This window comes from Lachnoanaerobaculum sp. OBRC5-5, assembly GCF_000296385.1.
Classification (GTDB): domain Bacteria; phylum Bacillota; class Clostridia; order Lachnospirales; family Lachnospiraceae; genus Lachnoanaerobaculum.
This window is the reverse complement of the sequence record NZ_JH815185.1, coordinates 1,342,897-1,361,395: the sequence shown is the minus strand read 5'-3', so window position 1 is coordinate 1,361,395 and position 18,499 is coordinate 1,342,897. Positions and strand designations below refer to the sequence as shown.

Below are 18,499 nucleotides of genomic sequence, written 5' to 3'. Positions count from 1 at the left end.
ATGAATAGTACACCGATGGGAGAGAGAGCGACTATTTGCCTTTTCGGTCGCTGTAATGTTGGAAAATCAAGCTTGATAAATGCTATAACCTCACAGGACATTGCAATAGTATCCGATATCAGCGGTACCACAACAGATCCTGTAAAAAAGAGTATGGAGCTTTTGCCATTCGGACCGGTGGTACTTGTGGATACACCGGGACTTGACGATAAGAGCAGCCTTGGAAATTTAAGAGTGGAAAAGAGTCTGGAATATATAGACAGGGCGGATCTCATACTATTTGTGGTGGATGCAGGTAGTGAGTTCAGTGATGATGAGCTTGAATTTTTAGAAAAGATAAAAGAAAAAAGATGTCTTGTTGTAGGAAATAAATGTGACTCTATAGCAGATGAAGAAAGAAAAGATGAAAAGATTGATATATATGTTTCAGCATTAAATAATATCAATATAGATAAGCTAAAAGATATGATGTCTGAGGTTCTTGGCAAAGAAAAGAAAGAAAAGACAATACTCGGTGATATGATGAAGGAAGGTGATATTATAATGCTTGTAACACCTATAGATTCATCGGCACCGAAGGGCAGACTTATTTTGCCGCAGCAGCAGGTAATAAGGGAAATTCTTGACAGACATGGTATCGCAGTTGTGCTTCAGGTGAATGAGATAGAAGCGACATTAAAAAAGTTTAATGATATTGCCTTGGTGGTATGTGATTCACAGGTGTTTAAGGAAGTGGATGAATTGATACCTCAAAACATACCTCTTACCTCATTTTCAATAATATTTGCAAACTATAAGGGCGCTCTTTACAATCTTTATAATGCCGCAAGAGTTATAGACACACTTAAAAAAGGAGATAAAGTACTTATAAGTGAAGGCTGTACACATCACAGACAATGCGAGGATATCGGAAGTGTAAAGATACCGAGGCTGGTCAGAAAATTTACCGGCCTGCAGGATGAAGATGCGTTGAAGTTTGAACTTTCAAGTGGAGGAGAGTTCCCAAAAGATCTTTCAGTATATAAGATAATAATTCATTGCGGTGCCTGTATGTTAAATGAAAACCAGATGAAGTCAAGGATGAAGTATGCAAATGAAGCTACCATACCTATGACAAATTACGGTATATCAATAGCTTATATGAACGGTATACTTGAAAGAGCGATGAAACCTCTTGAAGGAAAATTTTAGATAATAAAAACGGATGAGTTAACAGCTCATCCGTTTTTTATCTAAGGCTCAGTAAAGAAAGTGAGTCTTCATTTCTGAATCGCAGAGCAATCTCCGTGAGTTCATCGGGAGTTTCCTTCATATCTCTGCTCATCCAGAATATAAGATTGTTGTAAATTCCGCCTATTATATAAGAAAGCTCATATTGCTTGGTGAGCGGGAACTGAGTGGCAAGCTCACTGAATTGAAATCTCTTTGAAAGCACATCCAAAAGCAGGAATGAGAGATTTGCATAATGAATAAGCAAAATTTCATTTTTGTAATTAAAAAAAGCGGTATATATTGAATGTATATACAGTGTAAAATCAATGCTTGAAAGGTTTGTGTATCCGTCAAGCGATTCTTTTAAAACCATATAAAAAAAGAATGATATAATATCTTCCTTGGATTTAAAATGTCTGTAATAAGATGATCTGTCCACACCGGCCTTTTTGGCAATCTCACCGATTGAAATTTTAGTATAATCTTTCTCAAGCATAAGTTCCAACAGTGCTGTAGCCATATAGCCCATCATCATTTCATGTGTAGTATTTTTTCGTCTCATATATTTCTCCATAACAAAATACAAATGAATTATAATATCAGAAAAAATAAAAGGCAATATATATCCTTTATTTTAGATATATATTGCCTTTAAAGAGGGATGTATAAATATTTATTAGTCTTCTTTTTTCTTTGTAACTCCGGCAATCATTCCCATAGCTACCAATGAGCCTAAGAGCATCATTACGCTTCCTGTCATGTCTGAAACATCGGCAGTCTTAGGAACATTAAGTTTGCCTCTTGTGTTTTTTCTTGCCGAAGGACCTGTAGGTGAAGGTACTTTTGATGCATCGCCTGCTGTATTTTGAGCTGCAGGTGTTACACTTGGAGCTGCAGGTGTCTGGCTTGGAGTTGTAGCAGTGTAATTGTTGCTTGAATAAGAACGTCTGCCTGAACCGCCGCCTGAACTTGAACCGCCTGAGCTTCTTTTTGAGTTTGAACCTGTAGCAACAATAGGATTAGATGGTGTTGCAGGCTTTATTGTAGCTGTAGAAGATGTTGCTCTCGGTACTGAAGGAGTAGCAACAGCAGGTGCAGTAGGTGTAGTTGTAGTTGTTGTAACACTGTCTATTATGAAGATATACTGTGCATTTGAGTTCTTTGCTTTTCTTCTTACAAAGATTGCATCATTTGAACCAAGGTTTTGAACGCTCTTTCCTGCAGGAAGAGTAAGAGTAAAGTTACCTGAAGCGTCAGGAGTAGCAGTTGCATTTGAAAGAGATACTATATTTGAGCTTGCATTGAATATAGCATTTGCAGCGGCAGCTGTTATAGAACCTGAAACCCTTGGAGCAACAGTGTACTCATATGTATAGTCGCTTAAGCTCTGAGCAACTGTGTTAGAGTATAATGAGCCTCTTGTAACCTTTGCAGAAAGTGTAGTAGCACCTGCTGCAGGAATCTCAATTCTGATCTGTGTATCATTATTTACGATTTTGTTTGCTGTAGCATTAAATGTTGAAGTACCTACAGTTGAAGATACTTTAACACCCATCTGCTCAGAGTTATGGAAAAGTGTCTGCCAGTTTGCATGGAGCTGCAAGCTGAATCCTGTCCAAGCGCCTGTGCTGCCTGTCCATGTAAGTGTAGGTGCGGTAACGATTGCAGATCCTGCATTATTAGTTATAGTAACATAAGTTGCAGCTTTTACAGCATCACTGATTCCTGTTCCCTCAAGGGCTACAGTTACAGTGTTTCCTGAAATATTTACAACATCTGTGTTTGGAATTGCATGTCCCTGTGCTACGGCAGGATTTGATGTAAAACCTCCGGCGATAACATTTAATGTAGGGAATGCGGTTGCTGTAAACCCTGTTGCTAATGCTAATGAAAGTGCAAGTGCGACTGCTTTCTTGTTTAAATTTAATTTCATATTCCTATATCTCCTGTTCCTTTGAACTTCTTTAACATATTGGTATCATACAATATTCTTGAAAGGATATTGTAAAAAAGTATAAATTGCGTGATATTATGTATAAACTGCGTAAAAAATTCAAATATTAAGTAATCTTTACATTTTTTGGTTATAATCTTATCTTTTTTTTATAATCGGATTGGGATATAATAAGATAAGTAGTGCAAAATTACTATTTTAACAACAGGGGGTCAATATGTCAAAAAATAAAAATGCTCTTGGAGTACTTATGCTGTTGCTAGCGGCTTTGATATGGGGATCGGCCTTTTCAGCACAGAGTATAGGGGCAAGATATGTAAATGCTTATACATTCTTGGCAATAAGAAGCTGGATATCTTTTATTGCGATGATTCCTGTAGTATGTTTTTTTAAGAGTAAAAAAAGTTCAAACAAACATATAATAAATAAGTATTATAAAAAGACATTGATTATAGCTTCAATGTGCTCAGGATTTTTTCTTTTTATTGCAAGTGCTATGCAGCAGATAGGTATAAAAGAATCCAATGCGTCAAAAGCCGGATTTATCACCGCATTGTACGTGATTTTTGTTCCGATTATTTCCATTATATTCTTTAAGATGAAAGAAGGAATTAGACTTTGGATAAGTGTTGTACTAAGTGTTGCAGGACTGTTTTTACTATGTATACACGACGGATTCAATTTAGAGTACGGAGACGCAATTCTTTTATTTTGCGCATTTTTATTTGCCCTTCAGATAATAACGGTGGCTCATTTCGTAAAAAAAGTGGACGTTTTGGATTTGTCTATATTTCAATTTTTGGTGGTGGCAATTTTTTCAAGTATTGTGATGATTGCTGTTGAAAAGCCGTCTGCAGATATGATACTTAAGGCAATGCCGTCACTTTTATTTGTAGGAATTTTCAGCGGAGCATGTGGATATACATTGCAAAATGTAGGGCAGCAATATGTAAGACCAAGTATTGCAAGTCTTTTGATGAGTTTGGAGAGTGTTTTCAGTGCGATATTCGCATGGATAATATTGGGGGAAATGTTGGGAAGTCGTGAGATGCTTGGAGCAATACTTATGTTTTCCGCCATAATCTTGGCACAGCTTCCTATAAAGGGTAGAGAATAATGGATATCTATGATTTGATAAAGGATGAAGAAAGAGTCTCTTTCATCGGAATGTGTAAGAATGCAGGAAAGACCACAGTATTAAATGAGGTAATAAAAAAACTTCATAATAATAATGAAAGTATTATGCTTACATCCATAGGAAGAGACGGTGAAGAACTTGATCTTGTGACCAATACCAAAAAGCCTGAGATATATGTTTATAAGGATGATTATATTGCAACAGCAAGAGATTTGATAAAATATTGTGATATAACAAAAGAGATAGTGGAAAGTACGGGAATATATACTCCTCTCGGTGAGATAATAATAATTAGAGCGATGAGCGACGGCTTTGTACAAATAGCCGGTCCGTCCATTGCAACACAGATGGCAACGATTTGTAATAAATTCAAAGAATATAGTTCGGGAAAGATTTTAATTGACGGAGCACTTGAGAGAAAGAGTATTGCGACAGGAAAGGTAAGTAATGTGGCAATACTTTCAAGCGGTGCTTCATACAGTGCGGATATGGAAAAAACTGTAAGAGATACCGCATATACTGCAATGCTTTTTTCACTGCCGGAATATAAACTCAAGCTGCCTGAAGATTTTAACAGAGAAAATTACAGTGAGAAGTACTATATAATAGAAGGAAATACTATAAAAAAGACTGATAAAAAGATTGAATTAAGAGAAGTCTGGGCAAAGGAAAGTGATATAGAGAGTATATTTGTAAACGGTGCTCTAAGCGATGCCATGATCAATTCTTTGCTGCTATCAAATGCCAAACTTGAGGGAAAACGACTTGTATTTTTTGACGGTTCAAGAATTTTGATAAAATATGAAAATTTTGAAAAACTCAGACAAAGAGGTTTGATATTTTCATGTATTGAGGCAATAAATATAGTGGCGATTACAATAAATCCTTTTTCAGCCTACGGACATCACTATGACAGTGAAAAATTTCTGGAATATATGCAAAAGTGTACAGATTTACCGGTTATAAATATTGAAAGCAAGCATAGGGGGTAGCATGGAATTTTGGCAAAGAGAAAATATCGGCTTTGAATATATAAAAAGCAAGATGTTGCCTGCCACTCCTTTCGGAGCGGAGCTTATAAAAAACATAACTCCGTTTGGAAGGGGTGAAGAGGATTTACTGAATGAAGAACTTGAAAATCTGAATAAACTGTATCAAAAATATGATACCGTCAAATCAGATGTTAATGCCATAAGAAGAATTTTTATGCAAATAAAAGATGTGAGGGGCTCCGTTAAATTCGGCAGAGATAATACATTGTCTGATATAGAGCTCTTTGAGATAAAAACACTTTTGATGCATATGGAAAAACTTAAACCTCTTATCGAAAGAGTATCAAAAGAAATAGGATTAACAGGTTTTAATATAGAGTCTGTAAGTGAGGCGGTGGATATACTTGATCCCGATAAAAGAAGAATACCTACATTTGCAATCTATGACGACTATTCGGATGAACTGAAAGCAATCAGAAGAAAAAAACGTGATATAGAAATTAAAATGCAGGAGAGCGATAAAGCTTTCGAAGAACTTAAGGAAAAAAGACTTGCCGCAACTGTGGAGGAAGAAAGAGAAGAAAGAAAGATAAGAGAAGTTCTTTCTGCAAACTTAAGGCCGTATTTTGACAATGTAATAAAGAATATAGATGTAATCGGAAGATTTGATTTACTTTTGGAAAAATACAGAGCGGCAAAACTCTATCCCTCCTGTCTTCCGAAGATTACGGAGGATATACTTATACTGGAAGATACGATAAATCCTTATATATGTGATATACTTGAAGAAAAGGGACTGAAATTCACACCGGTAAGCATAGATATGACAATAGGAACAACAGTACTTACAGGTGCAAATATGGGCGGAAAGAGTGTTACATTAAAGACGGTAGCGCTTAATACATATCTTGCATTATGTGGATTCTTTGCATATGCAAATGTTGCAAGTATTCCTTTATTTGATGAAATAGTTATAATATCCGAAGAGTCACAGTCGGTAGATAAGGGATTATCAAGCTTCGGCGCACAGATAGTGGAGCTTAAAAATCTTTTGAATGAGATAGAAGGTAAATATATATTTGCAATATTGGATGAGTTTGCAAGAGGAACAAATCCTAAGGAAGGTGAGAGTATAGTAAGAGGACTTGTAGCTCTTTTAAATAAAAAAAGAGCAATAAGTCTTTTGGTAACACATTTTGATCATGTTGCGGAGCTTTCAGGAAGTCACTATCAGGTAAGGGGCTTACAGGGAGCTTCGGAAGAGAGAATATACAAAGCACTTCTTACAAAATCAAGTGATGATGCAAAAATCACGGCGATAGCGGAGTTTATGAACTACGGTATTTTCAAAGTAAAAAAGCAGGCACAGCCTCCGAAAGAAGCACTGATGATTTGCAGACTTTTGGGATTGCAGGAAGAAATTATGGATATTTTAGTTGAAATTAATTAGAAAGGCAGGCTTATGCCACTTACTGTAAGAGACATCATTGAGAACAACTTCTTCCCGGGAACGGAACTTATAACAGGAAGAGAGAGTGCGGGAAATATAATCAGCTGGGTAAATGTTCAGGAAATTTTGGACTCCGTTGATATGGTTGGAAGCGGTGAACTTCTTATAACGACCGGATTTGATCTGGCCGACTATACAAGATATTTTAATTTAATAAAGAGACTGAAAGCCAAGGGAGTGGTCGGGCTTATGGTACAGACAGGATATTATGTTGAGAGTATACCTGTTTACATACTTGAGTCTGCCAGAAAATATAAATTTCCGGTACTTGAATTGCCTGCAAGTTTTTCCTTTTCGGAAGTTTTAAAGACATTGATAAGTGAAATAAACAGAGAGTCGGTACTCGGAAATCAAAGCTATCTGGACTATAATTATTTTTACCCGAAGCTGAAAAAGAAACTTAAAGAAAGTCTCCTTCGAGGCATCGGAAATGAAAATGAGATTGCAGTTTTGACGGTTTCGTCGGTAAATGTATATAATGAAGTAGGACCTGATATAAAGGAGGCCTTTGAAAATATAAATTCTTTGGTGGTATTCAGCTGTGATACATATATTTGTCATTTTGAAAAGGGAGTACAAATGACATTTTGTATAGGTCTTGAGAGTATGACAAAGCTTAAGGATTTGTTGGCTGAAATACAGGTATTACTTATAAGACTCTCAAATAAGATAGGATTGAATCTTTTTGTTGCGGCAGATATGCTTTCAGATGACAACGGACTTGACATTTCGATGAAGCATTGTATGGAGGCGCTTCAAACCTTGCACAGTGTAAGAGCCATACGTGGTACATGCCTGTATGATCATATGTCGTTTCTTAAAAAGTTATATTCAATATACAGAACAAATACACTCTATTCAAAGGAGAATAAGGTATTAAGGCTGCTCCTTGATAAAGACAGAGAGTCGGACAGTGATTATATAAAGACTATAAGATTTTTCCTGGAGGAAAACGGAAATGTAACAAGAGCCGCCAAAAGACTTTTTATACACAGGCATACCCTTATAAATCGAATGGACAGTATTAAGGATTTGACGGGCTTTAACTTTGATGATTACTATGAGAGACTGGATTTGTCCATGGCCTTGATACTTAATGATTATTTTGATTGATATTTTAAGAGGATAAAGATATAGATTACATAAGAAAATACATGTGGTCTATATCTTTTTTTGTGCAAATATACATTTTGTCCACTAACTTGTATTTTTTTATATACATTTAGTCAGTAATAAAAATATTAATTTTATTGTAATATACATACATAAAAAAGGATAAGAAGACTTATCTACGTGAGGAGGAAAAATATGGTTAAATCAACTATCAGACTTCGTATGAGCGCTCATGATGCACATTATGGCGGTGAATTGGTGGACGGAGCAAGAATGCTTGGTTTATTCGGAGATGTGGCAACAGAGCTTTTGATTATCAATGACGGTGACGAGGGACTTTTCAAAGCTTATGACAGTGTAGAGTTTTTGGCACCTGTTCATGCAGGAGATTTCATCGAAGCAACAGGTGAGATAGTTTCTGTAGGAAATACATCAAGAAAGATGGTATTTGAGGCAAGAAAAGTTATTACACCGAGAACAGATATAAATGATTCCGCATGTGATGTTTTGGAAGAGCCTGTAGTTGTATGCAGAGCAAGCGGAACCTGTGTAGTATTAAAAGACAGACAAAGAAACAATAAATAGAGAATATATTATGGATAAACTTATTATTACGGCATGTATATGCGGTGCCGAGGTTACAAAGGAACAAAACCCGAATGTGCCTTATACTGTGGAAGAGATTGTAAGAGAAGCAAAGTCCGCTTATGATGCGGGAGCAGCTATTATACATCTTCATGTAAGAGAGGATGACGGCACTCCTACACAGAGCGCGGAAAGATTTAAAGAATGTATTGACGCTATAAAGAAAGAATTACCTGATGTTATCATTCAGCCTTCAACAGGCGGAGCGGTGGGAATGAGCAATGAAGAGAGGCTGGCACCTACCTTGCTTCGTCCGGAGATGGCAACACTTGATTGCGGAACATGTAATTTCGGCGGAGACGATATCTTTGTAAACACTGAAAATACAATTATAGAATTTGCTAACAGAATGAATGAGCTTGGTATCAAACCTGAAGTTGAGGTATTTGACAAGGGAATGGTGGATATGGCCATACGCCTCAATAAAAAAGGAATTATAAAATCACCTATGCATTTTGATTTTGTAATGGGCGTAAACGGCGGTATCTCGGGAACTGCAAGAGATTTAAACTTTATGGTTGAGAGTATACCTGCAGGCTCCACATGGACAGCATCGGGAGTCGGCAGAGCGGAATTTCCTATGGTGACCATGGCTATACTTATGGGCGGCAATGCAAGAGTGGGATTTGAAGATAATGTATATCTAAGTAAAGGTGTTATGGCAAAGTCAAACGGTGAACTTGTAGAAAAGGTCGTAAGACTTGCAAAGGAGCTTGGCAGAGAGATAGCAACACCGGCTGAAGCAAGAGAAATATTGGGTTTGAAATAATGGAGGACTTATGTTAAAGGGAAACAAGTACGGTATTCACAGAGTTATTGAACCACAGGGAGTTTTAACTCAGGCGGCAAAGAAGATAGACAATGATATGACAAAGAGATATTCAAATGAGATTATCTGTGATGTTATTTCATTAAATATTGACTCCGCATCATTTACACAGATTGAAGAAGCTTGCAATAAAGATGTTGAGAAAATCGGACAGATGATTCTTGATATAGTAAATGAAAGAGGAAAAATGCAAAATCCTGTAACCGGTTCAGGCGGTATGTTTATAGGAACAGTAAGCTATATCGGTGAAGAGCTTGATACTGATATCAAGGTTGGAGATAAGATTGCATCTTTGGTATCACTTTCAATGACACCTTTAAAGATTGATAAGATAAAGGCTATTCATCCTGAAATCGACAGAGTGGATATCGAAGGACAGGCAGTATTATTTGAAAGTGCATTATATGCAAAACTTCCTGAAGATCTTCCTGAGCCGCTTGCACTTGCAGCTTTGGATGTAGCAGGAGCTCCTGCACAGACAGCAAAGCTTGTACAGTCGGGACAGAGTGTACTGGTACTTGGAGGAGCCGGAAAGAGCGGAATGCTTGTTTGCTATGAGGCAATGAAGAGAGTAGGACCTACAGGTAAGGTAGTTGCTATGGACTACAGCAAAGAAGGTGTGGAAGAGTTAAAGAAGATGGGACTTTGCCATGAAGCATTCCTGGCAAGTGCCGCACTTCCTGTAGAAGTACTTGATAAGGCTTTGGAGCTTAATGACGGAAGAGAATATGATGTTTCAATATGCTGCGTAAATGTAAATAACTGTGAGATGAGCGCGATCCTTCCTGTTCGTGACGGCGGATGTGTATACTTCTTCTCAATGGCTACAAGCTTTACAAAGGCTGCACTGGGAGCAGAGGGTGTAGGAAAAGATATTGATATGATCATAGGAAACGGATATACAAAGGGACATGACAAGATAACATTGCAGGAAATTCGTGAAAATCCGGCAATCAGAGAAGTTTTTGAGAAAAAATACGTGTAATTTACAGTATGTAAGGGGAAATAAAGATGAGAAACAGTAGAGAAAACGGATTGTTCGTAGACGTTCCCGATAATGAGTGGAACGACTGGAAATGGCAGCTTAGAAACAGAATAACAAATGTAGAGAGTTTAAAAAAGTATGTAAAGCTTACAGAAAAAGAAGAAGAAGGTGTAAAGAGATGTCTGGAAAACCTTAGAATGGCTATCACACCATACTATCTTTCACTTATCGATCTTGAGGATGAGAACGACCCTGTAAGAAAGCAGGCAATACCTACAGTATCCGAGCTTCATATAGCTGAAGCGGATCTTGCGGATCCTTTACATGAGGATACGGATTCACCTGTACACGGTCTTACACACAGATATCCCGACAGAGTTTTATTCCTTGTAACAGACCAGTGCTCCATGTATTGCAGACATTGTACAAGAAGAAGATTTGCAGGACAAAACGATACAAGTGTACCTACATCACAGGTGGATGCATGTCTTGACTATATCAGAAGACATCCTGAGGTAAGAGATGTACTGCTCTCAGGCGGTGATGCACTGCTTATCAGCGATGAAAAGCTTGAATACATTATCTCAGAGCTTAGAAAGATAGAGCATGTTGAGATAGTAAGAATCGGTTCAAGAACACCTGTTGTTATGCCGCAAAGAATTACACCTGAGCTTGTAAATATGCTAAAGATGTATCATCCGATCTGGCTCAATACACATTTCAATCATCCGAGCGAAATTACAAAAGAGTCCGCAGAGGCTTGTGCAAGACTTGCTGATGCAGGTATTCCTCTTGGAAACCAGACAGTACTTTTGGCAGGAGTAAATGACTGCGTACATATAATGACCGACCTCGTTCATGAGCTTGTAAAGATAAGAGTAAGACCTTACTACATTTATCAATGTGACCTTTCACAGGGACTTGAGCATTTCAGAACACCTGTATCAAAGGGTATCGAGATAATAGAAGGACTTAGAGGTCATACTTCAGGATACTGTGTACCTACATTCGTAGTTGATGCACCGGGAGGTGGCGGAAAGACACCTGTTATGCCGAATTATGTTATTTCACAGAGCCCCGGAAAGGTTATACTCAGAAACTATGAAGGTGTTATCACAACATATACGGAGCCTGAGCATTATAAGAACAATTGCAATTGTGATATTTGCAGGGGAAAGAAAGAAAAGCATTTAGGAGGAGTGGCAGCTCTTGAACAGGGACTTGCCATGACAATTGAACCGGCTGATTTGGCCAGATTCAGAAGATCACATGATAAGAAATAGGAGATATACACATGAGTAAACTTGGACTTGATAAAAGTTTAATCTCTAAAGCCAGAAGCAGTGCTAAGAATGTTGCACTGGATGTCCAAGCCTTTATTGATGATCATACTACAGTAGCTGTAGAGAGAACGGTATGCAGACTTTTGGGGATTGACGGAGTAAACAGCGTGGAAGTACCGCTGCCAAATGTGGTGGTTGATCACCTTGTAGAAAATAAACTTCTTCCGATGGGTGCGGCATTTATGCTTGGAAACGCAATGCTTGAACTGTCACTTTCGCCTATTGAGATAGCACAGGGGATTGATAAGGGTGAGATAGATTTATCAAAACTTAAGATTCATTCATCTAAAGAGATAGAAGAAGCAATTGCACCTGTAGCAAAAGCTATGGTGGAAAGAATCCAAAAAAATGTCGACAAGAGAAATGAATATCTCGGAAAATTTGGAGACAAGGTAGGACCTTATATATATCTTATAGTTGCGACAGGAAATATATATGAGGATATAACACAGGCCGTGGCTGCGGCAAAGCAGGGTGCAGACATAATCGCCGTTATAAGAACTACAGGACAGAGCCTTCTTGACTATGTTCCATACGGTGCCACTACCGAAGGATTCGGTGGAACATATGCGACACAGGAAAACTTCAGACTGATGAGAAAAGCTTTGGATGAGGTTGGAGAGAAAGAAAACAGATATATCAGACTTTGCAACTACTGTTCAGGACTTTGTATGCCTGAGATAGCCGCAATGGGTGCGATGGAAAGACTTGATGTAATGCTCAATGACGCACTCTACGGAATTCTTTTCAGAGATATAAATATGCAAAGAACTCTGGTTGACCAGTATTTTTCAAGAGTTATAAACGGATTTGCAGGAGTTATTATAAATACCGGTGAGGACAACTACCTTACTACGGCAGATGCTATAGAAGAAGCACATACAGTACTTGCATCACAGTTTTTAAATGAGCAGTTTGCTATAGAAGCAGGTCTTCCGCCTGCACAGCAGGGACTTGGACATGCTTTTGAGATATCACCTGATGCTGAAAACGGATTTTTATTTGAGCTGGCACAGGCACAGATGGCAAGAGAAATCTTCCCGAAGGCACCTCTTAAGTACATGCCTCCTACAAAGTTTATGACAGGAAATATTTTCCGTGGTCATGTACAGGATGCACTCTTTAATATGGTAACCATACTTACAAGTCAAAAGATACATCTTCTGGGAATGATGACAGAGGCTATACATACACCGTTTATGTCCGACAGAGCACTTGCAATAGAGAATGCACAGTATATCTTCAGAACAATGAAGGACTTTGGAGATGAGATAGAGTTTAAAGAGGACGGTATTATAAGAAACAGAGCAAATGAAGTTTTAAATAAGGCGGCAACACTGCTCTCAGAGATAGAAACAAACGGACTGTTTGCTACACTTGAAAAGGGAACTTTTGCGGATATAAAGAGACCTTTTAACGGAGGTAAGGGATTAGACGGAGTAGTTGTTAAAGATAATGTATACTTCAACCCATTTATTCCTCTTATGAAAAAGGAGGTGAAAGATGAGTAGCGGTTTATATAATCTTAATAAGGTTGAGTTTGATAAGACTCTGGACCTTACAAAGCTTAAAGCCTATGGAGATACCATGAATGACGGCAAGGTTCAGATCAGTTTCACACTTCCTGTCAAGAACGATGAGAGAGGTGAAGAAGCTGCAAGAATACTTGCAAAGAAGATGGGACTTTCAGATGTGAATATCGCACACAGAATGTCACTTGATGTTGAGTTTACATTTTACGTGGTTTATGGTAGTCTGGTACATAGTGTCGATTATACAAATATTCATGTACAAACTGTCGAAGAGGAGACTATGAGCATGGAGGAAGTTAATGAATTCATCAAAGAAAACTTCCACAGAAAAATAGTAGTGGTAGGAGCTTCTACCGGTACCGATGCTCATACTGTAGGTATAGATGCTATAATGAACAGAAAAGGATTTGCCGGACATTACGGACTTGAAAGATATGAGATGATCGAAGCTTATAACCTCGGTTCACAGGTTACAAACGAGGAGTTCATAGAGAAGGCAAGAGAGTTAAAGGCAGATGTACTTCTGGTTTCACAGACGGTTACACAAAAAGATATTCATATAAAGAATCTTACAAATCTTGTGGAGCTTTTGGAAGCCGAAGAGCTTAGAGATAAATATGTACTTATCTGCGGAGGTGCAAGAATCACACATGAGCTGGCTAAAGAGCTCGGCTATGATGCAGGATTCGGAACAGGTAAGTTTGCAGACGATGTAGCTACATTTGCGGTTACTGAGATGTTAAGAAGAGGCTTAGGTAAGTAAAGGAGATTTTATGACAGGACTTGTTCATGTATACGAAGGCGACGGTAAAGGAAAGACAACTGCGGCGGTAGGCTTGGCAGTAAGATGTGCAGGTAGTGGCAGAAAAGTCCTGTTTTCACAATTTTTAAAAAGTGATACTTCAAACGAGCTTAAGGTTTTAAAAAATATAGAAAACATTGAACTGTATACAAAGAAAAACAGTTTCGGTTTTACATTCAATATGACTGATGAAGAAAAGGTTCTTGCTAAAGAGTTTTTCACCAATCATTTAAAAGAAATTATTCATCTGGCTATCGATAAGCAGTTTGATATGGTAGTAATGGATGAGATAATAGATGCTTATAACCTTAATATGGTGGAGCATGATGTACTCACAGATTTTTTAAAATCCCGCCCGAAAAATCTGGAAGTGGTTATGACCGGAAGAAATCCTAAGGATGAGATAGTAGAACTTGCTGATTATCTGACACACTTTCAAAAGGTAAAGCATCCGTTTGACAAGGGTATAAGAGCCCGTGTCGGTATAGAAATGTAAAGAGAGGAAAAGGTATGAATAGTGGTAATGACACTTATAATCCCGGGTTTTTTAGAAATAAAAAATCATACTTGCTATGTTTAGCGATTTTCATTTTAGTTATGTGTCCGATGATAGTGTACGGAGCGGAAGCTGAAGCACCGAAGCCTGCGCTGTACGCAACATTCTGGTCACTTGTACCACCACTTGTAGCTATTGTACTTGCTCTTATAAGTAAAGAAGTATATAGCTCACTTGCAATCGGAGTTATATTCGGAGGTCTTTTGGCATCAGGATTTAACTTTGAAGGAACAATGAAGACCATTTTTGAAAAAGGATTTGTTTCAGTTTTATCAAGTGCCTATAATGTAGGTATTTTGATCTTCCTTGTTATTTTGGGAATGGTTGTTGCTCTTATGAATAAGACCGGCGGCTCTGATGCTTTCGGTAAATGGGCATCAAAAAGAATTAAGACCAGAGTGGGAGCACAGCTTACATCCATTCTTCTCGGCTGTCTTATATTCATCGACGACTATTTCAACTGTCTTACAGTAGGTAGCGTTATGAGACCTGTTACAGATAAGCACCAGGTTTCAAGAGCAAAGCTCGCTTATTTGATAGATGCTACAGCTGCTCCTGTATGTATTATTTCACCTATTTCATCCTGGGCTGCTGCCGTTACAGGATTCGTTGACGGTGAAGACGGATTTGCACTCTTTGTAAAGGCAATTCCTTTTAACTATTACGCACTCCTTACAATCGTAATGATGCTTGTTATTACACTTTGGAAGTTTGACTTCGGTCCTATGAAACTCCATGAAGAGAATGCAATGAAGGGCGATCTCTTTACAACAGGAGAAGAGAAGTTTGAAGACCTTGACAGAGGAGAGCATAAAGACGGTAATCTTATAGATATGCTTTTCCCTATCGTTTCATTGATTATTTGTTGTGTTATCGGAATGCTCTATACAGGTGGAATATTCAGCGGTGCGGGCATCGTTGAAGCTTTCTCAAACTGTGACGCTTCAGTAGGACTTTCAATGGGTAGCTTTATAGCACTTATTATCACATTGGTATTCTACATTGTAAGAAGATCACTTAAGTTCTCAGAATGTATGGATTGTTTACCTGCAGGATTTAAGGCAATGGTACCTGCAATTCTTATCCTTACATTTGCATGGTCATTAAAGTCTATCACAGATGTACTTGGAGCAAAGGAATTTGTTGCTACAATGATGGAGCACTCTGCAGCAGGAATGCAATTACTCCTTCCGGCAATCATATTTGTAGTAGCTGTATGTCTGGCTTTCTCAACAGGAACATCATGGGGAACATTCGGTATCCTTATACCTATAGTTGTTGCCGTATTTGCAGGAAAAGATTCACAGATGATGATCATTTCAATCTCAGCATGTATGGCAGGTGCTGTTTGTGGTGATCACTGCTCACCTATATCAGATACTACCATCATGGCGAGTGCAGGAGCACAGTCAAATCATATCAACCATGTAAATACACAGTTACCATATGCAATGTTGGTTGCAGCGGTATCATTCGTAAGCTATATAATAGCGGCTTTTGTAAAGAATGTCGTTATATCACTTATAATAGCTGTAGCATTGATGGTTGGAGTACTCTTTATAATAAAGAAAGTTACATATAAAGAAGATTCAGTAAAAGCTGTTTAATTAATATGAAGGCACTCCCGACCGAAAGGTCGGGAGTGTTTTTTAATTTTATATTAATATAAAGAGCATAATATTGACATAAAAAACATGCCTGTATATAATCGGCATATAAAGTTTGTTGAAAAGAAATATTATAAAATAGTCCTTTGTGTGAAAAATGTAGGTATGTGTAAGTAAGGACAAAATAAAGATCCAAAGTATATAATTGTATTCTATAGTTTTATAAACTATTAGAAAATATATTTTTTAGCTGTATCACTTTCTTTTTCATAGATATCTAAGTAGTGACTTGTTTTAGTTACTAAGTAAGATATAGGCATGAATAAGTAAGGCAGGTAGGGCTGAAAGGAGTACTTATGAAGAAACTATTTTTATTAACAGCTGCTTTTTCTGTGATTATGTGCTTTAATGCATTTGCTTTTACGTCAAGCAATCCTGATGTCACAATAAAAAGTGGAGATACGGGAAGGACTTACACTTGGACCTCACCGCTTGGAACAGAGATAACCATGCCGGTTATTACGAAAGATGCTGTTCTTAGTATGAATAGAGGTGACTCAGATTATATGGATACATATTTCTATGATCCTTCAGGGGCAATTAATAAAGAAAATAATGTTGTTATGTTTAACTACAAAAAATCAGCTTTTGCGTATTCTACATTGCTTCTGGAAAGAGCAACAGAGTATTCACCACTTACAATACGCAGTTATAATATTGGTGATCCTACATTAAAATTAAATAGAAGTCCATATAAAGGATATACAGGACAGGATGTTATAATATCTTTTTCCAAGTATTCAGGTAGTAACCAGGTACTCGGATATGATTTTGAGGGAAGCTACTTCAATGAAAAAAATGCAAATAGAGTGGGTTACTTTTATGTAGATATGGGTTCATCTACAAATACATCATCTCAGGGTTGGGAAAACACTGATAGAGGATGGAAATATAAAGAGTCTAACGGAAGCTATGTAACTAATACATGGAAACAGGTTGACGGTATATGGTACTTCTTTGACGGAGAAGGGCATATTGCTACAAGTTGGAGACAAATAGACGGAGCATGGTACTTCTTTAATGCAAGCGGAGCAATGCTTACAGGTTGGGTACAGTCAGGAAATGATTGGTACTATATGAGCCCGTCAGGAGCAATGCTAAGCAATACCACTACCGCAGACGGCTATAGACTTGATGCTTCAGGAAGATGGGTAAAATAATTATATACCTTATATTTAGGTGAAATATAAAATTATCGGGAGCAGGAGAAGAAAAGCTTCTCCTGCTCTTTTAATATAATCGGGAGGAAGCCGTTTAGGCGAAATTAAGAAGATGAAAAATGTAAAAAAAATGTTGCTTATTGGTGTATTGGCCACAGCAAGTATTATCGGAAGCGGATGTGGTAAGTCTGATACAAGTACAGGAAGTACTGCAACCGGTGAAACTACTGCAAAAGAAAGTAAGGTTGAAGAAACTACACAAAAGCCTGCAAAGAAAAAAGAATTTGAATATGGTAAGACGCTTGGGACTATAGGCGGAATGGATCTTATGGCAGACCGTGAGTTTCCTAAGGCTGGGTATTTTCCTGCAGGTGCCGGTAGTATATTAGGCTTTGAAGAGAATAAGGGTGAACTTGCTTCCTGTTCTTATCAACGTGAATGTACTGATAAAACATCTGCGGAAGAAATATGGCATGTAGAATACAGTGAGGATCTGGAAAAAATACCTGGAATATTAAAAGGGTTGAAGGGTGTATGGGAGGATTTTTTAGCTGATGGAAGAATGTTTTACATGTACTCTGCACAGCAATATGAAGTGATTGTAGATAATACTGAAAAGGTTACCTATAACGGTGTAGATTTTATAAAGGAGGAAGGCCATATAGATGTAACAAAAAAGGATCCTTCCGATACTGATCACCCTGAACTGGTAAGGGGCAGATATATAGCATATTATTATTTCAGTCCTAAGGGTGCCGGTTCAAATCCTGCCGATGACCTTAATGGCTATGGAATGGGAATGGCAATATGGTGTTTAAGACCTGTAGATATGTCGGATGAAGCTGAAGCAAAGACTATGGAAGAGAACTATGAAAAGCTGAAAAAATCAACAACAGCTTCCATGGAGACATTGATAAGCTTAGATGAGTACTGGAAGATTCATAAAAAAGCCTATTAAAATATTCCGGATAAATAGTCTTGATTTAAACAGTTTTATCTGACCACACTAAGGAGCAAACATACTTATGATTTTTTTGCGGCGTATATAGCACTTCTAAGTA

At 37.7% G+C, this 18,499-nt stretch carries 17 protein-coding genes; 15 read left to right on the top strand and 2 right to left on the bottom strand.

What is annotated here, in order from left to right:
- Positions 1-1,191, top strand: coding sequence for a [FeFe] hydrogenase H-cluster maturation GTPase HydF (gene hydF, locus HMPREF1135_RS06345; RefSeq protein WP_007593286.1), 1,191 nt, complete (start codon positions 1-3; stop codon positions 1,189-1,191).
- Positions 1,192-1,228: 37 nt separating this feature from the next.
- On the opposite strand, the gene HMPREF1135_RS06340 is transcribed toward hydF, so the two are convergent.
- Entirely contained in the window at positions 1,229-1,774 is a 546-nt protein-coding gene (locus tag HMPREF1135_RS06340) for a TetR/AcrR family transcriptional regulator (protein WP_007593285.1), read from the bottom strand.
- Between the two features lie 114 nt (positions 1,775-1,888).
- Positions 1,889-3,145: a hypothetical protein gene (locus tag HMPREF1135_RS06335; protein ID WP_007593284.1), complete on the bottom strand. Its 1,257-nt coding sequence runs from the start codon at positions 3,143-3,145 to the stop codon at positions 1,889-1,891.
- A gap of 238 nt (positions 3,146-3,383) precedes the next feature.
- On the opposite strand from HMPREF1135_RS06335, the gene HMPREF1135_RS06330 reads away from it, so the two are divergent.
- From HMPREF1135_RS06330 to HMPREF1135_RS06265, 14 genes are all read left to right on the top strand, one after another.
- Complete coding sequence (locus HMPREF1135_RS06330; RefSeq protein WP_007593283.1) at positions 3,384-4,283, top strand: DMT family transporter; 900 nt, start codon at positions 3,384-3,386, stop codon at positions 4,281-4,283.
- Entirely contained in the window at positions 4,283-5,296 is a 1,014-nt protein-coding gene (locus tag HMPREF1135_RS06325) for a hypothetical protein (RefSeq protein WP_007593281.1), read from the top strand. The genes HMPREF1135_RS06330 and HMPREF1135_RS06325 overlap by 1 nt, the downstream gene beginning before the upstream one ends.
- 1 nt (position 5,297) lies before the next feature.
- Positions 5,298-6,746 (top strand): MutS-related protein, encoded by a 1,449-nt coding sequence (locus HMPREF1135_RS06320; RefSeq protein WP_007593278.1) that lies wholly within the window; start codon positions 5,298-5,300, stop codon positions 6,744-6,746.
- A gap of 12 nt (positions 6,747-6,758) precedes the next feature.
- Complete coding sequence (locus HMPREF1135_RS06315; protein WP_007593277.1) at positions 6,759-7,919, top strand: PucR family transcriptional regulator; 1,161 nt, start codon at positions 6,759-6,761, stop codon at positions 7,917-7,919.
- A gap of 195 nt (positions 7,920-8,114) precedes the next feature.
- Complete coding sequence (locus tag HMPREF1135_RS06310) at positions 8,115-8,504, top strand: hotdog fold domain-containing protein (protein ID WP_007593276.1); 390 nt, start codon at positions 8,115-8,117, stop codon at positions 8,502-8,504.
- Positions 8,505-8,514: 10 nt separating this feature from the next.
- Positions 8,515-9,333 carry a 3-keto-5-aminohexanoate cleavage protein gene (locus tag HMPREF1135_RS06305; RefSeq protein ID WP_007593275.1) on the top strand — a complete coding sequence of 273 codons (819 nt, stop codon included), beginning with the start codon at positions 8,515-8,517 and terminating at the stop codon, positions 9,331-9,333.
- A 10-nt stretch (positions 9,334-9,343) separates the two neighbouring features.
- Complete coding sequence (locus HMPREF1135_RS06300) at positions 9,344-10,378, top strand: hypothetical protein (RefSeq protein WP_007593274.1); 1,035 nt, start codon at positions 9,344-9,346, stop codon at positions 10,376-10,378.
- A gap of 26 nt (positions 10,379-10,404) precedes the next feature.
- The gene (gene ablA / locus HMPREF1135_RS06295) at positions 10,405-11,661 is read left to right on the top strand and encodes a lysine 2,3-aminomutase (protein WP_007593273.1); all 1,257 of its coding nucleotides are present in this window, start codon (positions 10,405-10,407) and stop codon (positions 11,659-11,661) included.
- Between the two features lie 11 nt (positions 11,662-11,672).
- The gene (locus tag HMPREF1135_RS06290) at positions 11,673-13,232 is read left to right on the top strand and encodes a lysine 5,6-aminomutase subunit alpha (RefSeq protein ID WP_007593270.1); all 1,560 of its coding nucleotides are present in this window, start codon (positions 11,673-11,675) and stop codon (positions 13,230-13,232) included.
- Positions 13,225-14,016 carry an OAM dimerization domain-containing protein gene (locus HMPREF1135_RS06285; protein WP_007593268.1) on the top strand — a complete coding sequence of 264 codons (792 nt, stop codon included), beginning with the start codon at positions 13,225-13,227 and terminating at the stop codon, positions 14,014-14,016. The genes HMPREF1135_RS06290 and HMPREF1135_RS06285 overlap by 8 nt, the downstream gene beginning before the upstream one ends.
- 10 nt (positions 14,017-14,026) lie before the next feature.
- On the top strand, positions 14,027-14,551 hold the full coding sequence (locus HMPREF1135_RS06280; RefSeq protein WP_007593266.1) for a cob(I)yrinic acid a,c-diamide adenosyltransferase: 525 nt from the start codon (positions 14,027-14,029) through the stop codon (positions 14,549-14,551).
- A 14-nt stretch (positions 14,552-14,565) separates the two neighbouring features.
- On the top strand, positions 14,566-16,218 hold the full coding sequence (locus HMPREF1135_RS06275) for a Na+/H+ antiporter NhaC family protein (protein ID WP_007593260.1): 1,653 nt from the start codon (positions 14,566-14,568) through the stop codon (positions 16,216-16,218).
- Positions 16,219-16,574: 356 nt separating this feature from the next.
- Complete coding sequence (locus tag HMPREF1135_RS06270) at positions 16,575-17,438, top strand: choline-binding protein A (protein ID WP_007593259.1); 864 nt, start codon at positions 16,575-16,577, stop codon at positions 17,436-17,438.
- Between the two features lie 112 nt (positions 17,439-17,550).
- Entirely contained in the window at positions 17,551-18,396 is an 846-nt protein-coding gene (locus tag HMPREF1135_RS06265; RefSeq protein WP_007593258.1) for a hypothetical protein, read from the top strand.
- The last annotated feature ends 103 nt before the right edge of the window (positions 18,397-18,499 follow it).